Origin of the sequence: Comamonas sp. 26 (genome assembly GCF_002754475.1) — a bacterium.
In the GTDB taxonomy this organism is placed as follows: domain Bacteria; phylum Pseudomonadota; class Gammaproteobacteria; order Burkholderiales; family Burkholderiaceae_C; genus Comamonas.
Map to the genome: position 1 here is coordinate 745,365 of NZ_PEFL01000001.1, position 25,492 is coordinate 770,856.

The 25,492-nt window shown below is 60.3% G+C and carries 19 protein-coding genes; 8 read left to right on the forward strand and 11 right to left on the reverse strand.

The window, feature by feature from the left end; translation table 11 throughout:
• Positions 1 to 8: 8 nt before the first annotated feature.
• The 4 genes from CLU84_RS03540 to CLU84_RS03555 all read right to left on the reverse strand — a co-directional run bounded on the left by CLU84_RS03540 (position 9) and on the right by CLU84_RS03555 (position 5,268).
• The gene (locus tag CLU84_RS03540; RefSeq protein WP_099735966.1) at positions 9 to 1,010 is read right to left on the reverse strand and encodes a tripartite tricarboxylate transporter substrate binding protein; all 1,002 of its coding nucleotides are present in this window, start codon (positions 1,008 to 1,010) and stop codon (positions 9 to 11) included.
• Between the two features lie 172 nt (positions 1,011 to 1,182).
• Complete coding sequence (locus tag CLU84_RS03545) at positions 1,183 to 2,658, reverse strand: NAD-dependent succinate-semialdehyde dehydrogenase (RefSeq protein WP_099735967.1); 1,476 nt, start codon at positions 2,656 to 2,658, stop codon at positions 1,183 to 1,185.
• 40 nt (positions 2,659 to 2,698) lie between these two features.
• Entirely contained in the window at positions 2,699 to 4,222 is a 1,524-nt protein-coding gene (locus tag CLU84_RS03550; RefSeq protein ID WP_099735968.1) for a UxaA family hydrolase, read from the reverse strand.
• A gap of 50 nt (positions 4,223 to 4,272) precedes the next feature.
• Positions 4,273 to 5,268, reverse strand: coding sequence for a tripartite tricarboxylate transporter substrate binding protein (locus CLU84_RS03555; protein ID WP_099735969.1), 996 nt, complete (start codon positions 5,266 to 5,268; stop codon positions 4,273 to 4,275).
• 130 nt (positions 5,269 to 5,398) lie between these two features.
• Between CLU84_RS03555 and CLU84_RS03560 the strand changes: the two genes are divergently transcribed.
• Positions 5,399 to 6,328: a LysR family transcriptional regulator gene (locus CLU84_RS03560; protein WP_099735970.1), complete on the forward strand. Its 930-nt coding sequence runs from the start codon at positions 5,399 to 5,401 to the stop codon at positions 6,326 to 6,328.
• Positions 6,329 to 6,506: 178 nt separating this feature from the next.
• On the opposite strand, the gene CLU84_RS03565 is transcribed toward CLU84_RS03560, so the two are convergent.
• The 5 genes from CLU84_RS03565 to CLU84_RS03585 all read right to left on the reverse strand — a co-directional run bounded on the left by CLU84_RS03565 (position 6,507) and on the right by CLU84_RS03585 (position 13,124).
• Positions 6,507 to 7,535, reverse strand: a complete 1,029-nt coding sequence (locus tag CLU84_RS03565) for a DNA/RNA non-specific endonuclease (RefSeq protein WP_099735971.1) — start codon at positions 7,533 to 7,535, stop codon at positions 6,507 to 6,509.
• A 105-nt stretch (positions 7,536 to 7,640) separates the two neighbouring features.
• Positions 7,641 to 8,723 (reverse strand): XdhC family protein, encoded by a 1,083-nt coding sequence (locus CLU84_RS03570; RefSeq protein WP_099735972.1) that lies wholly within the window; start codon positions 8,721 to 8,723, stop codon positions 7,641 to 7,643.
• 161 nt (positions 8,724 to 8,884) lie between these two features.
• The gene (locus CLU84_RS03575; RefSeq protein WP_099735973.1) at positions 8,885 to 10,186 is read right to left on the reverse strand and encodes a cytochrome c; all 1,302 of its coding nucleotides are present in this window, start codon (positions 10,184 to 10,186) and stop codon (positions 8,885 to 8,887) included.
• Between the two features lie 23 nt (positions 10,187 to 10,209).
• Entirely contained in the window at positions 10,210 to 12,513 is a 2,304-nt protein-coding gene (locus CLU84_RS03580; protein ID WP_099735974.1) for a xanthine dehydrogenase family protein molybdopterin-binding subunit, read from the reverse strand.
• 2 nt (positions 12,514 to 12,515) lie between these two features.
• Positions 12,516 to 13,124 carry a (2Fe-2S)-binding protein gene (locus CLU84_RS03585; protein ID WP_099735975.1) on the reverse strand — a complete coding sequence of 203 codons (609 nt, stop codon included), beginning with the start codon at positions 13,122 to 13,124 and terminating at the stop codon, positions 12,516 to 12,518.
• A 458-nt stretch (positions 13,125 to 13,582) separates the two neighbouring features.
• On the opposite strand from CLU84_RS03585, the gene CLU84_RS03590 reads away from it, so the two are divergent.
• The gene (locus tag CLU84_RS03590; protein ID WP_099735976.1) at positions 13,583 to 14,062 is read left to right on the forward strand and encodes a VOC family protein; all 480 of its coding nucleotides are present in this window, start codon (positions 13,583 to 13,585) and stop codon (positions 14,060 to 14,062) included.
• Between the two features lie 262 nt (positions 14,063 to 14,324).
• Entirely contained in the window at positions 14,325 to 15,383 is a 1,059-nt protein-coding gene (locus CLU84_RS03595) for a 3-keto-5-aminohexanoate cleavage protein (RefSeq protein ID WP_099735977.1), read from the forward strand.
• A 539-nt stretch (positions 15,384 to 15,922) separates the two neighbouring features.
• On the opposite strand, the gene CLU84_RS03600 is transcribed toward CLU84_RS03595, so the two are convergent.
• Positions 15,923 to 16,765: a TauD/TfdA family dioxygenase gene (locus CLU84_RS03600; protein ID WP_099735978.1), complete on the reverse strand. Its 843-nt coding sequence runs from the start codon at positions 16,763 to 16,765 to the stop codon at positions 15,923 to 15,925.
• A gap of 522 nt (positions 16,766 to 17,287) precedes the next feature.
• Here CLU84_RS03600 and CLU84_RS03605 point away from each other — a divergent pair.
• A complete protein-coding gene (locus CLU84_RS03605; RefSeq protein WP_099735979.1) occupies positions 17,288 to 18,304 on the forward strand; it encodes an AraC family transcriptional regulator in 1,017 nt (338 codons plus the stop codon).
• A gap of 55 nt (positions 18,305 to 18,359) precedes the next feature.
• Here the strand turns inward: CLU84_RS03605 and CLU84_RS03610 are convergent, their stop codons facing one another.
• Positions 18,360 to 19,280 (reverse strand): LysR family transcriptional regulator, encoded by a 921-nt coding sequence (locus tag CLU84_RS03610; RefSeq protein ID WP_099735980.1) that lies wholly within the window; start codon positions 19,278 to 19,280, stop codon positions 18,360 to 18,362.
• Positions 19,281 to 19,391: 111 nt separating this feature from the next.
• Between CLU84_RS03610 and CLU84_RS03615 the strand changes: the two genes are divergently transcribed.
• The 4 genes from CLU84_RS03615 to CLU84_RS03630 all read left to right on the forward strand — a co-directional run bounded on the left by CLU84_RS03615 (position 19,392) and on the right by CLU84_RS03630 (position 25,431).
• The gene (locus tag CLU84_RS03615) at positions 19,392 to 21,509 is read left to right on the forward strand and encodes a 3-hydroxyacyl-CoA dehydrogenase NAD-binding domain-containing protein (protein ID WP_099735981.1); all 2,118 of its coding nucleotides are present in this window, start codon (positions 19,392 to 19,394) and stop codon (positions 21,507 to 21,509) included.
• Between the two features lie 189 nt (positions 21,510 to 21,698).
• Entirely contained in the window at positions 21,699 to 22,895 is a 1,197-nt protein-coding gene (locus CLU84_RS03620; RefSeq protein ID WP_099737840.1) for an acetyl-CoA C-acyltransferase, read from the forward strand.
• Between the two features lie 162 nt (positions 22,896 to 23,057).
• Positions 23,058 to 24,269 (forward strand): acyl-CoA dehydrogenase family protein, encoded by a 1,212-nt coding sequence (locus tag CLU84_RS03625; RefSeq protein ID WP_099735982.1) that lies wholly within the window; start codon positions 23,058 to 23,060, stop codon positions 24,267 to 24,269.
• A gap of 25 nt (positions 24,270 to 24,294) precedes the next feature.
• Positions 24,295 to 25,431 carry an acyl-CoA dehydrogenase family protein gene (locus CLU84_RS03630; protein ID WP_099735983.1) on the forward strand — a complete coding sequence of 379 codons (1,137 nt, stop codon included), beginning with the start codon at positions 24,295 to 24,297 and terminating at the stop codon, positions 25,429 to 25,431.
• Positions 25,432 to 25,492: the final 61 nt, after the last annotated feature.

The following is a 25,492-nucleotide window of genomic DNA, read 5'->3' on the forward strand; positions in this document are numbered from 1 at the left end:
TGCGAAACTCAGTCGATGCGGATGCCCGCTGATTGGATGACCTTGCCGTAGCGGCTCCACTCGTCGGTTGTGAATTTGGCCAGCTCCTGAGATGAGCCGGGCCGGGTGCGCACGCCTAGCAGGGCGAATTTCTCCTGTACCTCGGATTGTTTGAGTACCTGAGTGAGTGAGGTATTCAGGCGCGCCAGCACCTCCTTGCCGGTCTTGGCGGGGGCGTACAGCGCATACCAGGCGTTTACCTCGAATCCCGGGTAGCCGGCCTCGGCGAAGGTAGGCACGTTCTGCAGCTCGGGCAGACGCGATGCCGAGGCTACCGCCAGCGCGCGCACCTTGCCGCTCTTGAGCAGCGGCGAGGCGCTGGTCAAGGTGTCCAGAATCATGTCCAGCCGTCCGCCCATCAGGTCCATGGTGTGGGCGTTGCCGCCCTTGTAGGGCACGTGGTTGATCTGCAGCTGGGCGCGCTGCTTGAATAGTTCGGCGGCCAGGTGCAAGGGCGAGCCATTACCGGAAGAGCCGTAGTTGAGCTGGCCCGGTTGCTTGCGTGCAGCTTCCACAAGCGACTTCAGGTTGGCGTAGGGCGAGTCCTGGGCCACGACCAGAACCATGGGCACCACGCCGATCATGCCGATGGGCGCGAAGTCGGCCACGGCGTCATAGCCGGGGCGGGCGTACAGGTGGGGGCTGACGGCATGGCTGGCCAGCGAGCCCAGCACCAGGGTGTAACCGTCGGCCTGCGCCTTGGCTGCTGTCGCGGTACCAATGGTCGTGCCCGCACCGGGCCGGTTGTCGATGACCACGGGCTGCTTGAGGTCCTCTCCCATCTTCAGGCCGATGAGGCGAGCCACTGCATCGTTGGCACCTCCGGCGGGGTAGGGTACGAGCAGCGTGACCGGCTTGGCGGGGTAAGCGCTTTCGGCATGGGCCAGCGGCACGCCCAGCGGGCTGGCCAGGGCTGCGGCGCACAGCAGCAGGCCACGACGGTTGAGGCGGGAAGTAGTGGAAAAATTCATGGTGCTTGTCTCCTTTTTTGATTGCTCTAATGGCATGGGGCGGTGCCCCTGTTTCGCAGAGCCCCGCTCCATGCTGCGGGCCCTGCGTTGGATCTCTTGCTTGGCTGTGGTTTGGGCTTTCTCGTTGCGTTCAGGTGGGGCGGTCGGGCCGCATCGCTGTGGCCTGTCGGCTTTAGGCGTCCAGCCCGCCCTGGCAGACGTATTTGGTGTGCAGGTAGTCGTCCAGCCCGTGGGTGGAGCCCTCACGGCCGTAGCCAGAATCCTTTACGCCGCCAAACGGTGCGGCCTCGGCGGCCAGCGCGCCTTCGTTGATGCCGACAATGCCGGTTTCCAGCGCATCGGCCAGACGCCAGATACGGCGTGTGTCGTTGGAATAGAAATAGGCCGCGAGTCCGAACGGGGTGTCGTTGGCTTGGGCGATGACTTCGGCTTCGTCTGAGAAGCGTGTCAGCGGAGCGACTGGGCCGAAGGTCTCCTCGCAGGCGCAGGCCATGCTGGCGTCTGCGCCTGCCAGTACCGTGGGGGCAAAGTAGTTGGCACCCAGCGCAGGCAGGCGTGTGCCGCCAGTCAGCACAACAGCACCACGCGCCACGGCATCTTGCACATGGCGCTCAATCTTTTCGACGGCGCGCGCATTGATCATCGGACCGATCTGCGAGGCCGGATCGCTGGCCGGGCCGACCCTCAGCGCGGACACGCGCGCCACCAGCAGTTCGGCAAAGCGATCATGGACTGATTCGTGAACGAACACACGGTTGGGGCAGACGCAGGTCTGGCCGCCGTTGCGGAACTTGGCGGCCATCAGGCCTTCGACGGCGGCTTCAAGGTCGGCGTCTTCGAACACGATGAAGGGCGCATTGCCGCCAAGCTCCAGGGAGAGCTTCTTGAGTGTGTCGGCCGAGCGGCGTGCCAGGTGCTTGCCCACTGGCGTCGAGCCGGTGAAGGTGATTTTTCGCACGCGAGAGTCGTCAAGCCAGGCGTCGACCACAGCTGGCGTTTGCTCGCGCGATGCCGTCACGATGTTCAAGACTCCGGGCGGCACGCCGGCCTCTTGCGCCAGAGCGACCAGCGCCAGCGAGGTCAAAGGCGTGTCTTCTGCGGGCTTGCAGACCACGGTGCAGCCTGCTGCCAGCGCCGGTGCAATCTTGCGCGCAATCATGGCTGCTGGAAAATTCCAGGGCGTGATGGCGGCGACCACACCCACTGGTTCTCTGAGAGCAAACATGCGTCGCCCCGGGATCGGTGCTGGAATCACTTCACCATTGGCGCGCGTGGCTTCCTCGGCAAACCATTCGATGTAGCTGGCTGCATAGCTGACTTCGCCGCGTCCTTCTGCCAGAGGCTTGCCCTGCTCGCGCGAGATCAGTCGTCCCAGGTCTTCCTGATGTTCCATTACTAGGTCGTTCCAGCGCTTGAGAATCTGGGCGCGCTGCTTGGCCGGTGTCTTGCGCCAAATGGGGAAGGCGGCATGCGCCGCATCGACGGCGCTCCGTGCGGTTGCAGCGTCGGCATCAGGGATGGAGGCGATCACGGCGCCGGTGGCCGGGTCGGTTACATCAAAGCGGGGCCCCAAGTCAGGGTTCAGCCATTGGCCGGCGATGAAGTGGCTGCTGCGTTGCAGCTCGGTGCGTGAGAGAGTCAAAGGCATGACGTAGGGGGGAATTTAAGTAAGAAGGGGAGGCGAAGAATCAACTCACGATGCCCAGATGCCAAGGCACGAACTCGTGGTCGCCGAGGCCCAGCAACTCGCTCTTGGTCGGTTCGCCAGAGGCATGCCAGAGAATTTGCTCGAATATGCGCTGGCCCAGTTCGGGCACGGACAGCTCGCCATCGATCACCACGCCGCAGTTGATGTCCATGTCTTCTTCAAGGCGGCGGAACATCGGCGTGTTGCTCGCCAGCTTGATGGTCGGCGCGGGCTTGCTGCCGAACATGGAGCCGCGCCCGGTGGTAAAGCAGATCAGCTGGGCTCCGCTGGCAATCTGGCCTGTTGCTGCCACGGGGTCGTAGCCGGGTGAATCCATGAAGACGAAGCCCGCCTGGTCTATGGGCTCGGCATATTCGTACACGGCACGCAGCGGCGTGGTGCCGCCCTTCATGGCCGAGCCCAGCGATTTTTCGAAAATATTGGCCAGACCGCCGGCCTGGTTGCCGTGGCCCACCACGCCGTTGAACTGTGCGTTCTGGCCGGCCGCATAGTGCTCCCACCAGGCCAGGCGATCCAGCAGTTTTTGTCCGACTTCCGGGGTGGCCGCGCGACGAGTGAGCATGAACTCCACGCCATGGATCTCGGGCGTCTCGGACAGTATGGCGGTGCCGCCGTGGCGCACCAGCAAGTCCATCGCGGCGCCGAGCGCGGGGTTGGCAGTAATGCCGGAGAAACCATCGGAGCCGCCGCATTCGAGCCCGATTTTCAGATGCTGCGCGCTGACCCGCGTGCGCTGGGCGGCGTTGGCTTCGGGCAGCATTTCTTCGATGGCACGGATGCCGGCCTCTATTGTCTGGCGCGTACCGCCGACCTCCTGCATCACCAGCGTGCGCAGCAGGCGACCGGATTCCAGACTCTGGGAGTCGAGCAGCGCATCGACCTGGTTGCGCTCGCAGCCCAGGCCCACGATGAGCACGCCGACCAGGTTGGGGTGGCGGGCATAGCCGGCCAGCGTGCGGCGCAGCAGGTCGAAATGCTCGCTGGGCGACGACATGCCGCAGCCGCTGGACTGCGCAAAGGCGGCTACACCGTCCACATTGGGAAATGCGGCCAGGCGTTCGGGCGTGAAATGCGCCGCAATGCGCTTGATCACCGTGGCCGAGCAGTTCACCGACGACAGAATGCCGATGAAGTTGCGCGTGCCGACGCCGCCACCGGCTCGCTCGAAGCCCATGAAGGTCGCGCGTTGCTCCTCTGGGACAAAATCCACAGCACGTACGTCCTGGCAAAAAGCCGGGTCGCGGTAGCTGTCCACCAGGGAGAGGTTGTGACTGTGCACATAGTCACCGGCTTGCAGGTCGCGCGCGGCCACGCCGATCATGGTGTCGTACTTCAACACGCTTTCACCGGCCGCAATGGCCCGCGCTGCGATCTTGTGGCCGGCGGGAATCTGCGCCCTGGCGCGCACGCCGAATTCGGCGATCACCTCGCCCAGGGCAATGGCGGTCTTGGCAACCAGTACGTTGTCGTTCGGGTGCAGACGAAGCAGGGAGCTGTGGTTCATGGGAAAAGTAGGAAAGCTGCAAGCGGGCGGGACAGGCAATGGCAGGGGGATCAGCCCTTGGCCATCAGCTCCTTGAGATTGAGCTTGCGGATCAGATCGGTCTCTTGCTGGTAGACGGCCTGTATGTATTTACGGTAATCAGGGCCGTCCTGGTACATGACCGGAGCGTCGATGCTCTCGGCCACCTTGCGAAACTCCTCGCTGTTGACGGCGTTGCGGAAGGCATCGCGCAGTCGCTTTTCGACGGCGGCAGGCAAGCCCTTGGGCGCGCCGATGCCGTTGGGTGCTTCCACCACCACGTCAAAACCCAGCTCCTTGAGTGTGGGTGTGTCCTTGAAGCGTGGCGTGCGCGACTCGCCCCAGGTGGCCAGCAGGCGCATCTTGCCGGCTTCGACATGTGGTGCCCAGGAGGAACTGTCGGCCAGCAGGTCGACCTGTCCGCCGAGCACGTCCTGCAAGGCTGCCGAACCGCCCTTGTAGGCGATGGAGTTGAATTTCACGCCAGCGGCCTGTGCGAACTGCTCCATCCCCACATGGGTGGCACCGCCGATACCGGCATGCGCATAGGTGATGACGCCGGGCTGGGCCTTGGCCTTGGCGACCACGTCGCGCAAAGACTTGAACGGAGAGTTCGCGGGCACGGCAATGCCGAAGGTCTGACCCGAGGTCCGCGCCAGATAGATGAAGTCCTTGAGCGGATCGAGCTGTACGGTGCCCAGCTGAGAGAAACGCGTCACGGAGATTGGTATCTGACCGATGGTGTAGCCGTCAGGTCGTGCCGAAGACAGGGCCTTGGAGCCGATCATGCCGGATGCGCCGGCGCGGTTTTCCAGTGCAATCGGCTGGCCGAGTTCGCGGGCCGCGATCTGGCAGATGACGCGCATGGAGCGATCTGCGGTGCCGCCTGCCGGCCAGGGACAGATGAAAGTGATGGGGCGCTCAGGGTACTCGGCGGCGAACACGCGTGCCGGTGCCGTAGTCAAGGCAGCTGCGCCTAGGCTGCCAAGTACGAGTTGGCGCCTGGTCATGGGGCGGGAGGGATTCATCGTTGTCTCCGAATCATTGTTTTAGGGTCTGCCCGCGGATTATTCTGAAGATAATGATTGCAATCTAATGACATAGCGGACTCGCTTCATAACTTAGAGGTTATGAAACGTCGGATCCTGCCAGCACCCCATGAGCCAGATAGACCGTGTTCTTCGTTCCAACCTGAAGCTGCGCCACCTGCAATTGCTGGTGGCGCTGGACGAGTTTCGACACCTGGGACGGGTGTCGGAGTTTCTGTCGATCACCCAGCCTGCGGTATCCAAGATGCTGGTGGAGATCGAAAAGATGTTCGATCTGCAGCTGTTCGTGCGCTCCACCAGAGGCACCGAGCCCACGGCCCATGGAGTCACCGTGGTGCGCTTTGCCCGCTCGGTGCTTGCCGATTACCAGCGCACGCGCGATGAAATTACGGCGCAGGCCAGCGGCGGCGTGGGCAGGACCAGCGTGGGGGCGATGGTGGTCGCCCTGCCCAGCCTGCTGATGCCGGCCATTTTGCGGCTCAAGCAGCACTCTCCACTGACGACAGTCATGGTGGAGGAAGGCGACCTCACGCGGCTGCTGCCCAGACTGCGTGTAGGAGAGCTGGACTTGATCGTGGGCCGGCTGGAACCCGGCTATGCATCGCCGGATCTGGAAACCGAGTCTCTGTATCCCGAGACCATGTGCATTGTGGTGAGCCCCGAGCATCCCTTGGCCAAGACGCCGCAGCCGGACTGGACCGTGCTGGCGCAACTGCCCTGGGTGGTGCCGCCGCCATGGGCTTCATCCCGCTCCAAGCTGGCCCAGATGTTCTACAAGCACCAGCTGGTGCCGCCGACGGACATCATAGAAACCTCGTCTTTTCTGGTCACGCTATCGAGCATGCAGCAGCGGCCAGCGATTGGTTTTCTGGCCCGCAGCGTTGCCGAGCATTTCGAGCGCCAGGGCCTGCTGTGCATCCTGAATCTCAAGTTGCCTATCGAGCTGCCGCATGTGGGCATCATCACGCTGCGAGGACGAGCGAAAACGCCGGCCACTCAGCTGTTGGTGGACAGCCTGCGTGAGACGGCCATGCCTTGAGTGGATGCTTGGCTAGGGATGAAAAAGATGTCGCCATCATCGTCAGAGGCTGCGAAAAATGCTATAGATAAGTGAGCTTTTAGCGCTTTAATATAATTAATCTCAGCTAATTTATTAGCCGACATCTATATTTATATAGCGCTATCAGCTCCTTTTTTTGATGGCCTGAGGCGCTGATTCAGGCCCGTTGCGCAGGAATGGACGATAGCAGCGGCATACCTGTGCGGCGCGTGAATTCTTCGTAGCTAATGGGGGAGACCGTACGGGTCTCGGCACTGTTGGCCTGCCAGTGGACCCAGCTCTTGCCGGTGCTGGCGTCATAAACCAGCTTGAAGATGTAGTCGGGCACAGCGACCTTGCCAGGGCCAATCGCTGCTGCATTTTTGCTGAAGACGGGGCCGGTGAAAACATAGACATCGCCCTTGGCGCGCAGCGCATATTTGCGCGTGGCTTGCTCCACCTGACTCCATGCACCTGCGTTGTGTATTTGGTTTTGCGGAACCATATTCGCCAGACTAAAGCTTTGCGCCATGGCCTCGGGCGTGCTCATGTCTGCAGCTGGTGCCATGTGGCCGCGCGAGTAGCCGGAATGTTTGTAGTCGTCCAGCTCTGAACGCTCAGCCCGGGGAAGGCGGGCATCGGCATAGAACTTGTCGGCGCGCTTCAGGCCCTGGCCTTGCTCCAGCAGGCGACGGTTCAGCCGCTGGGCGACAAAGACTGGCGTCTTGGTCGAGCCGTTGTGCAGCACAGCAAAGCTGCTGAAGCACAGCTCGCGTTCATGCGGGTGAAGTTGCAGAGTCGGGGCCTTGCCACCGGGAAAGAACTGTGAGCAGTTGGCAAAGCGCGTGGGCTGGCCAGAAGCCGTGACATCGGCCTTCTCCACCTTGCCGCCCACGGAGCTGGTGTGGCCTGCAGGGGCACTGAGATCTGGCCAGCCGTTTTTGCGAAAGGCGCTGAGAGTCTCATTGAGAGCGCTCAGTGCAGGGATGTTCAGCGTCTGAATATGCAGCGCAGCCAGCGCCTGATTGAGCAGCTTGTCAGCCGACGAGGCGGGGTCGAAGTTGCAACTGGCAATCTGAAAGCTGGCAAGCGCCGAGGCTCCGGCTGACAGCACAAAGCGCTTGATGCGGAAGATGCCGAAGGCAGCAGTTCTGGAAGCAAGGCTGCGCTTGCGCGCAGGCGATTTCTTTTTCTTGGCGGTCGTCATTCAGGCGGCAATAGTACGCCGGATGCGTGCTCCAAAAAGCATAGTGCGGCCCGCAGGCCGCACTTTATGTTGCGATGTATGAAAGGACTTGTTTCCTCGTGCTTGTCAGGGCTGTTTCGCCGCGCTTGCCGGGCTGACGATTTCTGGAATTGCGCAATGCGTGCTGGCCTCGTTCATCACGATGTCCTGTTCGTGTTTGGCCACTTCTACCGACATGGCTTGCGGCAGCGGCACTGCATTTTTCACAGCCAGAATTTCGGCCATCACGCTCACCGCAATCTCGGCCGGAGTTTTGCTGCCGATATAAAGGCCGATGGGCCCGCGCAGCTTGGCCAGCGACTCTTCGGTCTCGCCAAAATGCTCCATCATGCGTTCGCGCCTTGCCTGGTTGTTGCGGCGCGAACCAATGGCACCCACGTAAAAGGCGGCGCTTTGCACGGCTTCGAGCAGGGCCAGATCGTCCAGCTTTGGGTCGTGCGTCAGGGCTACAATGCAGCTTCGCGCGTCGGGCTTGAAGGCGGTGACGGCATCGTCAGGCATGTCCATCACCTTGCTGACTTGCGGCACAGACCAGCTGCCTATGTATTCCTCGCGCGGGTCGCAGACGGTGACGGTGAAACCATTGAACAGCGCCATCGTGGCCAGATATTCGGCTAGCGCCCCTGCGCCAATCAGCAGCATGCGGTAGCCGGGGCCAAGGTGGTTGGTGAGCGTGTGGCCGTCAAACTCCAGCGTGCCGGGCTGCTGGGTCGGTGTCAGGGTGACGAGGCCGTTGGCGCAGTCCACGGCGCGCTGCACCAACGAGCCGCCTTCCAGCTGCTGTACCAGATCATGCAGGCTGACCGCATCCGGATTGAATTCGAGCAGCAGCTCCAGCGTGCCGCCGCAGGGCAGGCCAAAGCGGTGGGCCTCGTCGGCGCTGACGCCGTAGCGCACCAGTTGCGGCGGACCATCCGGAATGCCTTGGTTCTGGTTCAGCGAATGGGTGTGGCGCGCAATCAAATCATCTTCAATGCAGCCGCCAGAGACCGAGCCTATGGCGCGGCCGTCTTCGCGCAGCGCCATCATGGAGCCCACGGGTCTTGGCGAAGAGCCCCAGGTGCGCACGACGGTGGCCAGCAAGGCGTGTTGACCTGCTGCGCGCCAGTCCCGCAATGCCTTGAGCACCATGACATCGATGTTGTCCATTGAATGGTTCCTTCTGTAGCCCCACCTGCTCGCATATTGGCGTTTGGCAGATGTTATTTCTATGTGTGTGAACCCTTAACGGGTCCTGAAGAGGGTGCATGAAAAAGGCCTTCCCGGGCCCGCAAGCGGACGCCGGGAAGGCCTGGCTTTCAAGCAGCGGGTCAGTGGGTCTGCGCTGCCGTCTGCTTACGTAGCTGGCCTACCTTGGCGGGCAGGTCTTTCCATCCATCCACACCGTATTGCATGCGCATGGTGTTGAGCAGGGTGGCGATCTGCGCATCGCTTAATGCGTGGCGGAAAGCGGGCATGGTACCCAGATCTGCATGGGCTGGGTTTTGCACGCCTTCCAGTACGGCCATGATGGCGTTGTCAGGCGAGGCGGAATGCAGGCTGGTGCTCAGTGCCAATTGCGGGCGCACGCCAAAGGTGCTGGCCGAAGGGTCAGCGCGGTGGCATGCTATGCAGGCACCTTGGTACAGGCGGTAGCCTTCAGTGTCCAGCGCCAGCCTGGGCTTGGCAGTCTTCTCTTCGATCAGCGCTTTGGCATCGCCAGGGGCGGCATCGGCGTCGCGGTAGCTCATCAGATAGGTGGCAATGGCGTCAATGTCGGCATCGCTTTGCTGTGACAGACCGTGGGCCACGGGAGCCATGGGGCCGGCAGCCACGCTATGGCGCTCGGAGAAACCGGTCTTCATGTACTCAACCAGATCACCCTTGGTCCAGGGCAGGGGCGATGCCGACTTGGAAGTCAGAGCGGGAGCGTCCCAGCCTTCGGCGCTGCCGCCTGCAAAGTGGAATTCGCCAGTCTTCTCAGCGGCCATGCCGTTGCGTGGGGTGTGGCAGGCGCTGCAGTGGCCCAGACCTTCGACCAGATAGGCACCGCGCTTCCACTCGGGGGCTTGCTGTGCATCGTCAGCCACCACGCCGGGCTTGAGGTTGAGCCAGTTCCAGGCGGCAATGCCGCGGCGCACGTTGTAGGGGAAATTCAGCGCGGTCTTGGGCGCTTCATTCGATACAGCGGGCTCGCTCATCAGGAAGGCGTACAGATCCTTCATGTCTTCATCAGTCACGCGGCTGAAGGCGGTGTAGGGGAAGGCGGGATAGAGGTACTGGCCTTCGCGGTCCACGCCGTGGCGCATGGCGCGCTCAAAGGCTTCATAGGTCCAGCTGCCAATGCCGGTCTGCATGTCTGGCGTGATGTTGCTGGTGTAGATGGTGCCGAAGGGGCTGGGCATGGCCAGACCGCCGGCATTGGTCTTGCCATTGGCTGCGGTATGGCAGACGGCGCAGTCACCCATGGCGGCCAGCAGCTTGCCCTTGGCGATTTGCTGAGGAGTGAAGTCAGCGGATGGAATGCTGGCTTGCGTGGCAATCTCGCCCTGATGGGTGAGTGCCAGACCGGCGACTGCCAGCACGGCAACCAGTGCCGCACCGCCAATCAGGATTTTTTTGAACGTTCGCATGTGTGTGCTCTTTATCTGTGGGGTCACTTGGACGAAGCGGTGCCGGTGTCGGCTTTGGCTGCCTTGAGTGCGGCCAGCACGCGGCTGGGCGTGAAGGGCACTTCAAACAGGCGCACGCCAGTGGCGTCAAAGAAGGCATTGGCAACGGCAGCAGCGCTGGGCACGGAGGCCGATTCGCCAGCGCCCATGGGTGCTTCGTTGGGGCGCTCGACCAGCAAAGAGTCGATCTCTGGCAGCTCGTCAAAGCGCAGGATGGGGTAGCCACCCCATTCCAGCGAGGTCACACCGCTCTTGTCGAAAGTGACAAATTCCTTGAGCACACGGCTAGTAGACTGCACCACATTGCCGTGCACCTGGTGGCGCACGCCTGCGGGGTTGACCATGGCGCCGGTATCTTGTGCGACAAAGACCTTGTCCACCTTGATTTCACCGGTTTCGCGGTCCACGGTTACATCGACGGCCCAGGTCGCCCAGGCTGCACCGTAGCCTGGGAACTTGCTGTGGATGTAGCGCGCATAGGCAAAACCGCGACCCTTGACCAGGCGTTGGTCTGCAGGTGCAGGGTTGCGATGGGCTGGGCCGTCCTGCCAGTTGCATTGCTTCTTGGCTTCAGCAATCAGCGCCACGGCGCGCGGGTCCTTGAGGTAGCGCAGGCGGTACTCGATAGGGTCGGCCTTGGCCAGATAGGCGCACTCATCAATCCAGGATTCATGCGCAAACACATTGGGCAGGGCGGAAACGCCGCGCATCCAGGAGGCACGCACGATGGGCACGGCATCCTGCGAAATCATGCGCATCTTGGGATATTCGTACTGCGGAATCGCCGTGCGGTCACCCATTTGCTGCGCATCAATCTTGGCCGAGACTTTGCCCGTGAGGATCAGAGCCAGTGCGGAGGCATTGTTGGATGGGTAGCAAGTACGCAGCTCGTAGGCCGTCACATTGTGCTGCTCATCCATGCCGCCGCGCACGCGGATCAGCTGGCCGGTGCCCTTGGGCTCCCAGCCGGACTCCTGCTCGCGCATCAATTGCACGCGCACGGGCTTGCCGCCAACAGCCGCAGACATCAGGACGGCATCAGAGCAGACGTCATCGGCGCAATTGCGGCCATAGCAACCAGAGGCCTCCAGGCGCGTCACGTTGACGTTGTCGGCATTCACGTCCATGAGCTTGGAGATGTCCTTGCACACGTCGTGAGGGTTTTGGGATCCGGTCCAGACCTGAATCTGAGCATCGCCGACTTCAGCAATCGCGCAGGATGGGCCGATGGAGCCATGGGCGTGATAGGGCCAGACGTAGTCGCGTGTCAGCTGAATCTTGGCTTGCTCTACCGCTTGCAGAGCGCCTTCATCTTCTTGCAGCACACGATCTGTCTTGGTGTGATCGACCAGGGTTTGGTGCAGTCCGTTCAGGGACAGGTCAGGCAGACCCGCCCATTCCTTCCAGGTGACCTTGAGCTGGCGCATGGCCGCAATGGCCTGCTCTTCACGCTCAGCGACCACGCCAACGAAGTCGCCCTTGACGACGACCTTGACGATGCCTGGCAGGTGGGCGATGGACTTTTCATCGACCGACACCAGGCTGGAACCCAAAGGTGCCGTAGCGTCAGCGCCGGTGTAGGGCGGGCGAATCACACGGCCATGCAGCATGCCTGGCACGCGCAGGTCGTGGATATAGGTCAGGGCACCCAGCACCTTGTTGGGAATGTCCACGCGCTGAATGCTCTTGCCGATGTACTCAAAGCCCGATTTGCGCAGCTCGATCTTTTCGTCCACTTCGATCTGCAGGTCCAGACCTTGGACCAGTTCGCCATAGCCAAAGCGCTTGCCGCCTGCAATGACCGCGCCCTTTTGTGTGGTGATACGCTCGGCGGGAACGCCGGATTTTTCGCTGGCCAGCTTGATCAGCAGCTGACGCACCTGCGCTGCGGCGTGGCGCATGGGCAGGGATGAAACCTGAATGGTGTTACTGGCAATCGTGGGTCCGAGATCGGGCGTGCGGGCGGTATGACCGAGCACCATGGTCACGGCAGAAAAGTCCACATACAGCTCGTCAGCCACCAGTTGACCCAGCGCGGTGCGGATGCCGGTGCCCAGATCCACGTGACCGTTGTAGGCGGTGACGGAGCCATCAGCGCCAATGGCGATGAAACTGTCCACCATCTTGGCCGAAGGAATCGCAAAAGCGCCCTTGGCGGCGGCTTCGGGGGCGGTCTGGGCCATCAGCAAATGGCTGCCCGCGACGGATCCGACCATGAGCATGCCGCCGGCCTTGAGCAGCTGGCGACGGGTAAGCTGGGCTTGATTGTCTTTGGTGAAGAATTTCATGATCAGGCAGCCTTTGCTGGTGTGGATGCGCCGGCGGCGGGAATGGCAGGGCTATGACCCTGGGCAATCAATTCGCGGGCACGTGCGGCGGCCTGCATGATTTCCACATGGGTGCCGCAGCGGCACAGATGCCCAGACAGGGCGTGCTTGATCTCATCGTCCGTGGCCTTGGGCTGCTGGTTGAACAAGGCCACCAGTGCCATGACCATGCCGTTGGTGCAGTAGCCGCACTGTGCTGCTTGAGCATCGACGAAAGCCTGCTGGACCACATGCAGGGTGTAGGTGCGCGATGCGGCGGGCGCATCGTTTTTGGCAGCGCTGACATCCAGCACGGCGCGGTCTTGCAACGCCTTGGCGCTGGCGGCCTTGCTGGCATCCGGCGACAGGCCTTCAAGCGTTGTGACCTTCTTGCCGGCGACTGCATTCAAGGGCACCGAGCAGGAGCGCGCCACCTTGCCGTCGATCAACACGGCGCAGGCACCGCATTCGCCCAGGCCGCAACCAAATTTAGGACCGTTGAGCTGCATGTCATTGCGCAGCACGTACAGAAGAGGAGTGTCGGCAGTGGCGCTTTGCGCATCCACTTCCTGGCCGTTTAGTGTGAATTTCATGACGTCAACTGATCGTAGGTTTCAAGAATCTGTGTCTTATATATGTGTAGTCAATTATATGACTATACAAAAATAGACTGGGTTGGCTTGATCTAAAGCAGAGTCGGCTGATCTGGTGTGTTCCATCCAGGTGCGTATTTTTTCTGACAGTGAGCAGATGCTCTTTTAGAGCGGTTACCTACAGTGAAAGCCTGTCCCCCAGGCTTTGGCGGTGACGCAGGTCAGCTCTGATGGATATGTAAACCTGTCGGTGGGTACCGCTCAGCCTGTTGCTGCAACCGTTGCGGTGCGCAAAGGCTCTATGGGTGGCTGATGCCCGCGCAGATTGCTCTTGGTATTGAGTTGGCTGGCGAATGCGAGTCCAATTTGATGACGTTGCGAGTCGAAGATATCCACGGTTGCTTGAGAAGGTTTCACCACCCGCAGACATGTCTCTGCCTTTTTTCAGGAGTGCTCTTATGGTCAGCAAAAATGTGATTTGCCTCTGGTATGAAAGCGAGGCTCTGGAAGCCGCAAAGTTCTACTCCCAGACTTTTCCTGATAGTTCAGTGGGGGCTGTCAGCCATGCACCGGGTGACTATCCTGCAGGCAAGCAAGGCAATGTACTGACCGTCGAATTCCGCGTAATGGGCATTCCATGTCTGGGCTTGAACGGAGGGCCAGCCTTCAAGCACAGCGAGGCATTCTCATTTCAGGTGGCGACGGACAGCCAGGAAGAAACGGATCGGCTCTGGAACGCCATTGTTGGCAACGGCGGGCAGGAAAGCCAATGCGGCTGGTGCAAAGACAAGTGGGGGCTGTCATGGCAAATCACGCCGCGCGTGCTGACGACAGCCATCAGCGATCCTGATCGCGCAGCGGCCAAGCGTGCTTTTGACGCCATGATGGGCATGAGAAAAATCGATATTGCCGCAATCGAAGCCGCATGGCGTGGGTGATTTAGCCTGCAGGCGTTTGACAAGACAGTGGGCCGCAGCAGGGCGTACAACCCTTGTGGCGCACTTTGCCAAGCTCTGAACGCGATAGGGTAAATGGTCTCAGAACAGCTGATCTACATTGAATTTGCTTTCAATTTCGACGCTCCGGTGCCTGCTGGCTGGCGTAGCTCATGTCTGTATGAATGTCTGGTGGCATTGCAGATGAGAGGCATGCTCAGGTTTTGCTGTCGGTCGAAATCCGCATTCAAATTGGAGACTAGCAATGAACTTTCTCGACGGCCATCTGTTCCCCGAAAACCAGCAGCCCCTGATCATTACCGCAGCGCCTTACGCGCCGGGCTGGTTGCCTTCGGATTTTCCTGAAGACATTCCAGTCACCATGGACGCGCAAATCCAGAAGGCGGTGGATTGCTACAACGCCGGTGCCACCGTGCTGCACCTGCATGTGCGTGAGTTGGATGGCAAGGGCAGCAAGCGCTTGTCCAAGTTCAACGAACTGGTGGCTGGCGTGCGCAAAGCCGTGCCCGAGATGATTATTCAAGTCGGTGGCTCCATCAGTTTCGCCCCCGAAGACGAAGGCCAGGCCGCCAAGTGGCTGAGCGACGATACCCGCCACATGCTGGCGGATCTGGACCCTGTGCCCGATCAGGTGACCGTGACGGTCAACACCTCGCAAATGAACGTAACCGATCAGGCGGAAGACGCTGACTTTGCGGGTACCTCGCGACAGAACCCCGCGCTGTTCAATGCCTACAAGGAGATGACCGTGCCCGCCCAGCCCGGCTGGGTGGAAGAGCATGTGCGTCGCTTGACTAAGGCCGGCATTCAGAGCGCCTTCCAGTGCTACAACCTGAACAGCTTTGAATCGGTGGAGCGTTTGATGCGCCGAGGCTTTTACATGGGCCCGCTGGTCATGAACTGGGTGGCCATTGCCGGTGGCATGGATACGCCCAGCCTGTATAGCCTGGCCAATTTTGTGCGCTCCGTACCCGATGGCGCGGTGCTGACGGTGGAAAGCAATGTGCGCAATGTGCTGCCCGTCAACATGTGGGGCATTGCCGCTGGTCTGCATGTGCGCTGCGGCACCGAAGACTGCCTGTGGAACCAGACTCGCACCGAAAAGGCCAGCACCGTTTCGCAAATCGAGCAGCTGGTGCGCATCTCGCGCGAATTTGGTCGTCCCATTGCCACGGCCAAGGAAGCCCGCGAGATCAGCAAGATCGGTGTGTTCTACGACACGGTGGAAGAGAGCTTGGCCGCCAACGGCTTTGCACCTAACCGCAACGGCGGCAATCAAGGTTTCTTGCGCAAGACAGCCTGATGACAAGCCGGGCGCAATGCAGCGATATATTGCGTGAGCATGGCGTCTGCTGAACTGACATTGGCAATAAAAAGGTCTCCTTAGCGAGACCTTTTTTTATGGGGAGTTACAAGCATGCAAGCGGCTGATTTGCATCATGGGGCTCTTTCTAGCGAGTCTTCCGCTGACTCATGTAATGCATGGATATTCGCGCGTTGCTTGTGCTTCCGCTGGTCATAGCGGCAAAGTGCGAATGGACTATCGCAGCTTCAGCCGTATTCACGTACTTCACCTATTTCGTTTTGAGCTTTGCCGTGATGCTCGTCCTGATACGAAAAAAATGAAGAGCGAGGCCCAGCCTTTAATCCTGGACTTACCAAGCAGATTTCCGCTGTACAAAAAACAATAGCTGCAAGCGCTTTTTTATAAAGCACTTGCAGCTATTTTTATGGTGATTTTTAGACGATGTATGCGCTAGCAGCTATGGTTTTAGCGATCAATCAAGCTGTGCTGAAACCGCTGCACGGGAGTCCATCAAGGAGCCCTACAGCATTTGATTTTTAGAACGGCTTGTCGCCAATGATGGCTGCGCGTTCCATCTTGCGCGGTGCGGGCCAGTAGTCCTGCACGGCGTAGTGCTGGGTGCAGCGGTTGTCCCACATGGCAACGCTGCCGGGTTTCCAGCGAAAGCGAACCTGATACTCAGGAATGGCGGCCTGGCTGATCAGGTAGTTCAGCAGCATGCTGGCACCGGGTGTCTTGTCCTGACCGTAGCGCACGTTCTCGGGCGTGTGGTAGTTGGCGAAGTGGGTGGTGAAGCTGCAGACATACAGAATCTTCTCACCGGTTTCGGGGTGAGTGCGAACCACAGGATGCTCGACCGGAGGGTGCAGGCGACCGAGCTCCAGACGCTTTTCCTCGGGCATGACCGCCCCAAAGCCATGCTCGATGCTGGACTTGGCCTTCAGGCCGTCAATTTTCTGCTTGATGTCCTCAGGCAGATTGCGGTAGGCCTCTGCCATGTTGACCCAGATGGTGTCGCCACCCACGGCAGGGCCTTCGACGCAGCGCAGCACGCAGCCCATGGTGGGCGTCTCGCGCCACTGGCCGTCGGTGTGATAGGTGTTTTCGTAGTTCTCGCGCTTGTCGCTGCGGTAGATCTGGACTAGGCCGGGGTGGTCTGGGTCGCTGCCAGCGACGGGATGGTCTTCCAGATCGCCAAAGTGGCGGGCAAAGGCAGCATGCTCACCGCGTGTAATGTCTTGATCGCGGAAGAACAGTACCTTGTGCTTGAGCAGCAGGGCGCGGATTTCTTCGGCCAGACCGGTATCGCGTGAGGCATCACCCAGGCTGATGCCGGAAACTTCAGCACCAATGCTGCAGGTTAGTTGTTCGACTTTCATCGTCTTTTCCTCAATTCTATAAACGGCTGCGGCTCTGGTTGGACAAGGTGTTTTGGCCTTGTTCCGAGCGCATCACAAGCGGTGCCAAGAGTCTGTGAAGCGAGGCCTTCAGAAAGGCTTGGCGCTGTATCCACTCACACCGGCAGATGGGAAAAATTTTCAGTGCTGCAGGCTTGGGAGTGCTTGACCAATCGCGTCAGCTTGTTGCCCTCTGCGTCAGCAAATGGAAAACCCTAGGCGGCAGGCGTGGGCTGGTTGGATGCGCGTTGTGTAGGTCTCAAGGCTTGCAATGGACTGCCAGTGAGTAAGCAAAAGCTTCAGGGTGAGTGCGAGTTTTCAGAGGGGAACCGGCTTTCCTGGGGTCAGGGCTGTCAAGGCTCTAGTGGTATCTATTGATTGACTTGTTATCTTTACATTGATAAATATCAAAGTCTAAAAACGCAGGACTACGCCAAAGGCCTGCATCCCATAGATGAACTTGAGCCGCGCGCAGGACTCAGGTCAAGAGATTTGTTGGTCACGATGAAGCCCCGTATCCGAAGTGTGAGCCTGAGCAAATACGCCAGAGTGGCGAATGAGCTGGGAATCGACCCGCTGAGCATGTTCCGCAAAGTGGGTCTGGATCACAGCTGCCTGAACTCCCCCGATCTGCTGGTTCCTGAATCCGCTTTTGCCACGCTGCTGGAGGCTTCGTCTGCCCAGACGGGCCATGCGTCGCTGGGCCTGCTCATGGGCTCTTATTGGCGCTTGTCCGACTTCGGGCCTATCAGCCTGTTGCTGCAGCATCAGGAAAGTCTGTCCGCGATGCTCAAGACGCTCAAGGATTACAACCACCTCATCAGCAGCACGGTGACCACCGAGGTGGTGACGCAGGGCCGCTACTCCATCATTCAGCTGCACCTGGATACCGAGCGCGATAGCCCGGGTCGCCACCCCACAGAGCTGGGGATTACCGCGTTGCTGAGCCTGTGCCGTCACCAGTTGGGCAAGAGCTGGAACCCGAGCAGCATTCATTTCTCGCACAGCTCGCCAAGCAGCACCTTGAGCCACCGCCGTGTGCTGGGCAGCGAGATTGTTTTTTCCTCGGACTTTGACGGCATTGTGGTGAGCAATGACGAGATGACGGGGCTCAACGTCGATCACGACAGCCTGATGGAAAGCCATGCTCGCAGCCTGATGGAAAGCCATGCGCCGCGTCCAGCATCCAAGTCGCTGGAGCAGCAGGTGCGCAGCACTTTGCAATCTCTGCTGCCGCATGGCCGCCACAGCATTGCCCATGTGGCTGGGGCGATGGGCTTTACGGCGCGCTCGTTGCAACGGCATCTTGAGGCGAACAACACCAGCTTTCAGGAAACCTTGGATGCCGTGCGCAGCCAGGCCGCGCTACGGGCGCTGCAAAACGCGCAGCTGTCCATCAGCGAGGCGGCTACGCTGACCGGGTTTGCGGAGAACAGCTCTTTCACGCGCTGGTTCAGCAAGCACTTTCAACAAAGCCCCAGTAGATGGCGTCAGCAGAATTGGGACCGCAAGTTGCCCTGAAGTTCTTCTTCCACGCCAAAACGCCAGCGTAAAAGCTGGCGTTTTATGTTGAGGCTCAGAGCTTTGGCTGCGCGGCCAGTCTGGCTTCTTCCTCGGGTTGGGCCTTGGCCAGCAAAAAGTCTATGCAGGTGCGCACGGCCTTGGTCTGGTGGCGGTTGGGCAGGTACAGCAGGTACATGTGCGTGCCAAAGATGCTGAGCCGGTATTCATCCAGCGTGGTCAGCACCTCGCCAGTGGCCAGCTTGTCTTGCACCACATAGTCGGGCACCAGACCCACGCCCAGACCAGCCAGAATGCCGTCGCGCAAAAAGGGGAAGTGCTCGGAGATCATGGTGGGCTCCAGCATCACTTCGTGGCGCTCTGTGCCCAGGTAGGCGGCCAGGCGCAGTTGGCGCCCCGTCACCCCGGCCGTAATCAGTGGGCTGGCGCGCAAGGCGTGCAAAGTCTTGGGCAGGCCGTGGGTCTGGGCATATTCGCGCGAGGCGCAGGCCAGATAGCGCACCGTGCCCAGACTGCGTGCTACCAGCGACAGCGGCGGCTCCTGAATCACACGAATGATGATGTCCATATCGTCGCGCAGATTGTCGGCACGGTTCTCAAACAGTACGTCGAGCACGATGCCTGGATACAGGCGTTTGAACTCGATCAGCCACTCGCTCATCACGATCTGGCCATAGCCGCTGGGCACGCTGATGCCTACCCGGCCCTGTAGGCTCTGTCCCAGCGTCGTAATGGCCTCGCGTGCGGCCAGCATTTCGTTGTGAATGTTGCGGCCATGCTCGTAAAGGCGCAGGCCGATTTCTGTCGGCTCCACACGCCGCGTGGTGCGCTTGACCAATTGCACGCCCGCAGCCTTCTCCAGCTGGGTGAGGTGATAGCTCACATTCGCGCGAGTCATCTTGAGCTTTCGCGCGGCCTGGCTGAGGTTACCGCTATCAATAATTTCAACCAGCAGAGTCAGTGATTGCGAGTCCATAGCTCATTGTTCGAATTTCTTTGACGGTCTGTCAATGATTCATGGGATTGTTAGAAAACATTGTCGCCGTAAGAATGATGCCTATTCCATAAAACCATAACGGAGACAAGCATGACTTCTGAGGCTGCAGCTTCTGTCGTTGAACTCAAGCAAGACGGCGACGTATTGCTGGTCACCATCAACAACCCGCCAGTCAACGCTCTGGGCGCAGCTGTGCGACAGGGGCTGGTGGCCGCTATGGAGCAGGCAGATGCCAGCGCCGCCGTCAAGGCCGTGCTGATCGTGGGGCAGGGCAAGGCCTTTATTGCTGGCGCTGATATCCGCGAATTTGGCAAGTCGCCGGTTGAGCCCTTCTTGCCGGATGTCTGCAACCGCATCGAAGCTTGCACCAAGCCCGTGGTCGCCGTGATTCACGGCGCAGCGCTGGGTGGGGGGCTGGAAATTGCCATGGCCGCCCATCACCGTCTGGCATTACCTGCGGCGAAGCTGGGCTTGCCAGAAGTTTCGCTGGGTTTGATACCTGGTGCCGGTGGCACGCAGCGCGCACCGCGCCTGATGGGCGTGAAGGCTGCGACTGAGCTGATGCTCAGCGGCAGTCCCTTGAGCGCCAAGGCCGCTCAGGCCGCCGGTCTGGTTGACAAGCTGGAAGTGGGCAACGACCCAGTGGCCGCCGGTCTGGCCTATGCCCGCGAACTGTTGGCACAGGGCGCACCCCTGCGCCGCACCAGTACCGATCAAAGCCGCCTTGCCGACAAGGCCGCCGCTCATGCCGAACTGGATACCTTGCGCGCTGATACGGCCAAGAAGTCACGTGGCCTGTTCTCGCCGCTGAAGATCATCGACTGCGTGCAAGCCGCCGTGGATATGCCTTTTGCAGAAGGTTTGGCGTTTGAGCGTGCCCAGTTCTTGGCCTGCATAGACAGCCCGCAGCGTCAGGGTCTGATTCACGCCTTTTTTGCGGAAAAAGAAACCGCCAAGATCCCCGAAGCTAAGGCTGCAGCACCGCGCCACTTTGCCAAGATCGCCATCATCGGCGGCGGCACCATGGGTGCGGGCATCACCGTGTCGGCGCTGGATGCAGGCCTGGCCGTGACCATGATCGAACGCGATGCTGAAGCCATCGCCCGTGGCCAAGCCAATGTAGAAAAGGTTTACAACGGTCTGATCGCCAAGGGCCGCATGACGGAAGAGGCCAAGGCCGCCGTGATGGCGCGCTACACGCCTTCGACTAGCTATGACGACATTGCCGATGTGGATCTGGTGATCGAAGCCGTGTTTGAAGACCTGGACGTCAAGAAGGCCGTATTCAAGGAGCTGGACCGCGTTTGCAAGCCCGGTGCCGTGCTGGCCACCAATACCTCTTACCTGGACATTGACGCGATCGCCGCCGTCACGAGCCGCCCGCAAGATGTGATCGGTCTGCATTTCTTCAGCCCCGCCAACATCATGAAGTTGCTGGAAATCGTCGTGCCCTCCAAGGTTGCGGCAGATGTGGTGACCACAGCCTTCGAGCTGGCCAAGAAGATGAAGAAAGTGCCGGTGCGCGCCGGCGTCTGCGATGGCTTTATTGGTAACCGCATTCTGGCCACGTACAAGCAGGCTGCCGACTACCTCATGGAAGACGGTGCCAGCCCCTACGAGATCGACGAAGCCGTGCGTGGCTTTGGCTTTGCCATGGGCCCGTTTCAGGTCACCGATCTGGCCGGTGGTGACATTGGCTGGGCCACGCGCAAGCGCCGCGCTGCCACGCGCGACCCCAAAGCCCGCTATGTGGAAATTGCCGACCGCATCTGCGAAAACGGCTGGTTTGGCCAGAAGACCCAGCGTGGCTTTTACCTTTACCCGCAAGGTGCTCGCATTGGCCAGCATGATCCCGAAGTGCTGGCGATTGTGGATGCCGAGCGCGCCAAGAAGGGCGTGACCGCGCGCAAGTTCGCCGCCGAGGAAATCATGCGCCGCTACATGGCTGCCATGGTCAACGAAGGCGCCAAGGTGGTGGGTGAGGGCATTGCCCTGCGTCCACTGGATGTGGACGTGACCTTTATCTCCGGCTACGGCTTTCCGCGCCATCGCGGCGGTCCCATGAAGTGGGCTGATATGCAGGGGCTGGACAAGGTGCTGGCCGATATCGAAGTCTTCGCCAAGGAAGACGCGCTGTTCTGGAAGCCCGCACCCCTGCTGCAAAAGCTGGTGGCGGAAGGCAAGAACTTCGACAGCCTGAACAAGTAACCCTCCCTTCCTTCGCTGCGGGCTGCCCTTGCTGGGCACCCCTTGCTTGGATTGCGCCCATTGCTAAGAAAAAAGGAGCTGCTAGCGCTTTATTTGTATTGGTTTCAGTATTGAAAGTATCTGAAATCCATGAATAACAAGCGCAAGCAGCTACTAAAAAGTTTTCAAACATTCACAGAGACAACAACCATGCGTGAAGCCGTCATCGTTTCCACCGCCCGCACACCACTGACCAAGTCGCACCGCGGCGAGTTCAATGTGACTCCTGCAGCCCAGCTGGCTGCCTTCTCCGTCAAGGCAGCCGTGGATCGCGCCGGCATTGATCCCGCCATGATTGAAGACCTGATTCTGGGCTGCGGCAACCCCGACGGCTTTCAAGGCCGCAACCTGGGCCGTCAGGCCGTGCTGCGTGCAGGGCTCCCCCTGTCCATTGGTGGTGCCACCGTGGCGCGCTACTGCGCATCGGGTTTGCAATCGATTGCCATGGCTGCGGGCCGCGTGGTGGCCGAGGGTGTGGATGTGATGCTGGCCGGTGGTATCGAAACCATCTCCGGCATGCGCCCGGGCAACAATCTGCCCACCGACATGGACCCCTGGCTGGTGGAGCACAAGCCCGAGCTGTACATGGCCATGATTGACACGGCTGACGTGGTGGCCAAGCGCTACAACATTAGCCGCGAAGACCAGGATGCTTTCTCGCTGCAAAGCCAGCAGCGCACGGCTGCTGCGCAGGCTGCCGATCTGTTCAAGGATGAAATCATCCCCTGTGCCACGCGCATGATGGAAAAGAACAAAGAAACCGGCGAAGTCACTTACCGTGATGTCGTCGCCACCGTGGACAACTGCAACCGCGCATCCACCACGCTCGAAGGTCTGGCCAAGCTGGAACCCGTCAAGGGTGCGGGCAACTTCATCACCGCTGGCAATGCTTCGCAGCTGTCCGATGGCTCCAGCGCCTGTGTGGTGATGGAAGCCAAATTGGCCGAGCGTCTGGGTCTCAAGCCCCTGGGCGCATTCCGCGGCTTTGCCGTGGCGGGTTGCGAGCCCGATGAAATGGGTATCGGCCCCGTGTTTGCCGTGCCCAAGCTGCTGGCCCGCCATGGCCTGACGGTGGATGACATCGATCTGTGGGAGCTGAACGAAGCTTTTGCTTCGCAAGCCCTGTATTGCCAGCGTCAACTGGGTATTCCCAATGAGCGCTTGAACGTCAACGGCGGCGCTATCTCCATCGGCCATCCGTTTGGCATGACGGGTGCCCGTCTGACCGGTCACATTCTGCTGGAAGGCCAGCGCCGCAAGGCCCAGAACCCTAATGTGAAGTGGGGTGTGGTGAGCATGTGTATTGCCGGTGGCATGGGCGCTGCAGGTCTGTTCGAGATTTTTTGAATAAGCACCCCCTGAGCGGCTGGCGCCGCCTCCCCCTCTCTCTTCGGGAGGTGGACGACGCCCTTGCTGCGGGACGGCCCTGGCTCGGCGTCTCTCATCCAGAGCGCGTCAGTTTCAAAGGCTGTTAAGGCGCCAAGCGCCGTGGATCACTAGGACATAGCAATGGATTTGCAATTCACCCCCCAAGAAGAGGCGTTCCGCGCTGAAGTACAGAGCTTTCTCGCGGACAAACTGCCCAAGCATATTTCGCAAAAGGTCAAGGCGGGTCAACGCCTGAGCAAGGCTGATCAGGACGAGTGGCATGCTGTTCTCAATGAGCGTGGCTGGTATGCCAACCACTGGCCCATGGAAAACGGCGGCCCCGGCTGGGGTGCGGTGGAGAAGTTCATTTTCGACACCGAGTGCGCCCTGGCCGGCGGCCCCCGCGTCGTGCCTTTTGGCGTGAACATGTTGGGCCCGGTGCTGATCAAGTACGGCAACGAGCAGCAAAAGAACTACTGGCTGCCTCGTATTCTGAGCGGTGAGGACTGGTGGTGCCAGGGCTATTCGGAACCCGGCGCGGGCTCCGATCTGGCCTCGGTCAAGACTACGGCGGTGCGAGTCACTGACGAAATGGGTGAGCACTACATCGTCAACGGCCAAAAGACCTGGACCACCCAGGGCCAGCACGCCAATATGATTTTTTGTCTGGTGCGAACCAACCGCGAAGCCAAGGCGCAGGCCGGCATCAGCTTTTTGCTGGTGGACATGAACACCCCCGGCGTGGAAGTGCGCCCCATCCGCACGCTGGATGGCGACAAGGATGTCAACGAGGTCTTCTTCACCGATGTGAAGGTACCGATTGAAAATCTGGTGGGCGAAGAGAACAAGGGCTGGACTTACGCCAAGTACCTGCTGACCTATGAGCGCACCGGCATTGCAGGCGTGGGCTTTTGCATCTCGTCCTTGGCCAAGCTCAAGGTGGTGGCAGCCAAGGCGCACAAGAACGGCAAGCCTCTGAACCAGGACCCGTTGTTTGCGGCGCGCATGGCCAAGGTCGAGATCGATCTGGAAAACATGAAGACCACCAATCTGCGCGTGATTGCTGCGGTGGCCGGTGGCGGCGTGCCCGGTGCGGAAAGCTCGATGCTAAAGATCCGCGGCACGGAGATTCGCCAGGAAATCCTGTCGCTGATCCGCCGCGCCATGGGTGTCTATGCCGTGCCTTATATCGACGAAGCGCAGTACGAAGGCTATGCAGAGGAGTCCGTCGGCCTGATCGACGAAGCGGCGACTGCTGCTGCCAACTACTTCAACTACCGCAAGCTGTCGATCTTCGGTGGCTCCAATGAAATCCAGAAAAACATCATCTCCAAGATGATCCTGGGCCTCTGATTCGGGCAAGGCAAGGAATAAGCACATGAACTTCACACATACCGAAGACCGCCGCATGCTGGCGGACAGCCTGAACCGCTTTGTCTCCGAGCAGTACGACATCGAGCACCGCAACCAGCTGGCCTATGGCGCTGAGGGCCACAGCCCCGCGCTGTATGCGCAGTTTGCCGACCTGGGTGCTATTGGCGCGCTGTTCCCTGAAGAGGTGGGCGGCTTCGGCGGCTCTGGTTTTGACATCAGCGTGGTGTTTGAGTCGCTGGGTCGTGGTCTGGTGGCCGAGCCTCTGCTGGGCGCACTGGTGGTGGGCCAGGCGCTGATTGCTGCAGGTACCGAATCGCAAAAGCAGAAGCTGGAAGCCATCGTGGCTGGCACTGTGATGGCTGCTCTGGCACATGACGAACCCGGCAGCCACTACGAGCTGAGCAACGTCAGCGCGACGGCTGTCAAGACGGCCACTGGCTGGGTGCTGAACGGTGCCAAGAGCGTGGTGGCCTTTGGCGAAAAAGCCGATCTGCTACTGGTGTCGGCCCGTACGGCTGGCGGACAGTTTGATGAAGCCGGTATCAGCCTGTTTCTGGTGGATGGCAATGCCGCTGGCCTGAGCAAGCGTGGTTACAGCTGCATGGAAGGTGGCCGCGCCGCCGAGCTGACTTTTGACTCAGTGCAACTGAGCACCGAGGCGTTGTTGGGCACTGAAGGCCAGGGCCATGCGGTGCTGGAGCATGTGCAAGGCTTTGCGCTGCTGGCGCTGGCAGCCGAGGCGCTGGGTGCCATGGATGTGGCCAAGCAAAACACGCTGGAATATCTGCAGACCCGCAAGCAGTTTGGCGTGGCCATTGGCACCTTTCAGGCGCTGCAGCACCGCATGGCTGATCTGTTGCTGGAAGTGGAGCAGGTGCGCTCCACCGTAGTCAACGCCGCTGACGCTATCGACAATGCCGAAGGTGTGGAGCGCGCCAAGATGCTGTCTGCGGCCAAGTACACCGTGGGCTATGTGGGTGCGATGGTGGCTGAGGAATGCATTCAGATGCATGGCGGCATTGGCATGACCTGGGAGTTGCCGCTGGCGCATTACGCCAAGCGACTGGTGATGATTGACCATCAGTTTGGCGATGAAGATCACCACCTAGCGCGATTCATGGCTTTGAGCCAGAACGCCTGATTGAGCGAAAACCGGCCTTGCCTTGTGCAAGGCCTTGGGTCTTCCAGAGACAGGGATTGGA